This window comes from Paenibacillus sp. 01L418, assembly GCF_056400045.1.
Window position 1 is genome coordinate 1 of the sequence record NZ_JBFTSN010000678.1, and the last position, 2,099, is coordinate 2,099.

2 protein-coding genes, 6 tRNA genes, 1 rRNA gene and 1 pseudogene are annotated in these 2,099 nt (G+C 44.3%); all 10 read left to right on the top strand.

Translation table 11 applies throughout. The features are described from left to right. Window positions 1–207: ribosomal RNA gene (locus AC1DSE_RS34525) — 23S ribosomal RNA — on the top strand; the annotation flags it as partial. Between the two features lie 167 nt (window positions 208–374). After that, a tRNA-His gene (locus tag AC1DSE_RS34530) sits at window positions 375–450 on the top strand. A 30-nt stretch (window positions 451–480) separates the two neighbouring features. After that, window positions 481–555, top strand: a tRNA-Gln gene (locus AC1DSE_RS34535). 7 nt (window positions 556–562) lie between these two features. Continuing rightward, window positions 563–637 (top strand) — tRNA-Gly (locus tag AC1DSE_RS34540). Between the two features lie 8 nt (window positions 638–645). After that, window positions 646–719: transfer RNA gene (locus AC1DSE_RS34545), tRNA-Cys, on the top strand. A gap of 17 nt (window positions 720–736) precedes the next feature. After that, window positions 737–813: transfer RNA gene (locus AC1DSE_RS34550), tRNA-Arg, on the top strand. A gap of 13 nt (window positions 814–826) precedes the next feature. Then, window positions 827–908, top strand: a tRNA-Leu gene (locus AC1DSE_RS34555). Between the two features lie 286 nt (window positions 909–1,194). Then, entirely contained in the window at window positions 1,195–1,356 is a 162-nt protein-coding gene (locus AC1DSE_RS34560) for a hypothetical protein (protein ID WP_441884996.1), read from the top strand. A gap of 408 nt (window positions 1,357–1,764) precedes the next feature. Then, the gene (locus tag AC1DSE_RS34565; RefSeq protein WP_477509958.1) at window positions 1,765–1,938 is read left to right on the top strand and encodes a hypothetical protein; all 174 of its coding nucleotides are present in this window, start codon (window positions 1,765–1,767) and stop codon (window positions 1,936–1,938) included. 40 nt (window positions 1,939–1,978) lie between these two features. After that, window positions 1,979–2,099 (top strand): annotated as a pseudogene (locus tag AC1DSE_RS34570) (GNAT family N-acetyltransferase); the annotation flags it as partial.

Genomic DNA, 2,099 nt, shown 5'->3' on the forward strand with positions numbered 1-2,099 from the left:
GGTGTACCAGTTGTTCCGCCAGGAGCACCGCTGGGTAGCCAAGTACGGACGGGATAAGCGCTGAAAGCATCTAAGCGTGAAGCCCCCCTCAAGATGAGATTTCCCAGTATGTAAGACCCCTTGAAGACGACGAGGTTGATAGGTTCGGGGTGGAAGCACAGCAATGTGTGTAGCTGACGAATACTAATCGGTCGAGGGCTTATCCTAAACACGTTTACTGTGACCCATACATCCGGTAGACAGCAGCATAAAAGGCTTCAGCAAGCCTAATCTTTCGTATCCAGTTTTCAGGGCGCAACTTGCTAATGCATGCATTAGCAGACGACCCACAAAAGTGGGTTTTCTTTTTTGTCCAGCACCTGATTTTATTTATGGCGGTCGTGGCGAAGTGGTTAACGCATCGGTTTGTGGATCCGACACTCGGGGGTTCAATTCCCCTCGATCGCCCCATTTTTTAATAAGTAGTATGGCATTTTTTGTTGGGGATTAGCCAAGCGGTAAGGCAACGGACTTTGACTCCGTCATTCTCAGGTTCGATCCCTGAATCCCCAGCCATTTAGTTGCGGAAGTGGCTCAGCGGTAGAGCATCGCCTTGCCAAGGCGAGGGTCGCGGGTTCGATTCCCGTCTTCCGCTCCATTTAAGTTGGCGCCATAGCCAAGTGGTAAGGCAGAGCTCTGCAAAAGCTCTACCCCTAGTTCGAGTCTAGGTGGCGCCTCCATTACAATTTTATAAAATGTGCCCTTAGCTCAGCTGGATAGAGCGTTTGACTACGAATCAAAAGGCCAGGAGTTCGAATCTCTTAGGGCACGCCATCTTTACTCAAATGCCGATGTGGCGGAATGGCAGACGCGCGCGACTCAAAATCGTGAGGGAAACCGTGGAGGTTCGAGTCCTCTCATCGGCACCATATTGCATAAACGATAGTTCATTAGATATTTTATCTAATGAGCTTTTTTTGTATTGCTTTAAAACCTCCTTCATAGCATTAGCCGATGCTAGCTTCGAAATGTACTCCAAATGAGAATTAACGTTGGTCGGAGATCATGATATCCGCTGGAGTGCACATCTCACTGAACGGAAACGTATATGAAAAAGTTGTTTTGGGTGAAAAGTAGGTTGCGGTATCGGCAGTAAAAGTAAACATCGCTTAAACGTCAGCAGGATGGATCAGCGATAGTGGTATTAAAACGTCAGTGATGGTAAAATTTGAGGAAAAGCATACAAACATTCATATCGACTTGAAGGAATACAAAGTATCGCAGGAAACGGGAGAAGGCGGCATGAGCATGGAATCCATCTCGCTGGCAGACGTGGAGAAGTACGTTCAGTCGGTAGACGGATTTTCGAAGATTTAGCGATATGAAGGTGCTAATGATCGCCATGGAGGAGTTCAATAGCTTCATGAGCGGGCAGAAATCTGCGGAAGAAGTAAGCAAGCTGATCCAGAATCGGGTGACGACGTATTTGAATGAGTAGATTGATGGGTTTAAAAAATGCTAAAGGTTCAGAATATGCATTAATCTGATAGTGAGTCATACTAAAATCCCTCTATTGAAGAAATGTCCAGGCACCTACTTCGATAAGAGAATTTTAGCTGTGGCTCTTTTTTTTGCTCAGAAGAATGCTTGCCCTTGACGCAATATCATAGTCGTAGGTAAAAATGATCGTAGGGATGATTGCATTTTACAGTTAATATCTGTAAGTTAATACATAACTGAACTTTTCTGTTCTTTAAAATAAATACATAAGGGGGATATGAGGTAATGGACGGTATGTCATCAGGTATTATATTAGGAATATTTCCAATAGTATTGTTTATTGTGTATGGTGTCGTTGCGCTTATGGGTATTTATTGTCTATATTTACTCATTAAAGTTTTAATAAGAACGATCAAAGCTTTAGATATTCATTTAGATGAAAAAGGCAGACGATTATAATATTCGGCTGAAAGGAAGCCATTCTTGGAGGTGCGTTAGGATGAGCCATTATAATAACAACCCGTTGCTGTTATCCATTCCAGAGAGTTTTGAAAGCAGCCGTCTTCTTATCCGCGCGCCCCAATGGGGGGACGGAGCGAAGCTGAATGAGGCCGTTATAG

What these genes read in the sequence shown, in the direction of transcription:
- AC1DSE_RS34565 (WP_477509958.1), top strand. Translation starts at nt 1,765, where the DNA reads ATGGACGGTATGTCATCAGGTATTATATTAGGAATATTTCCAATAGTA.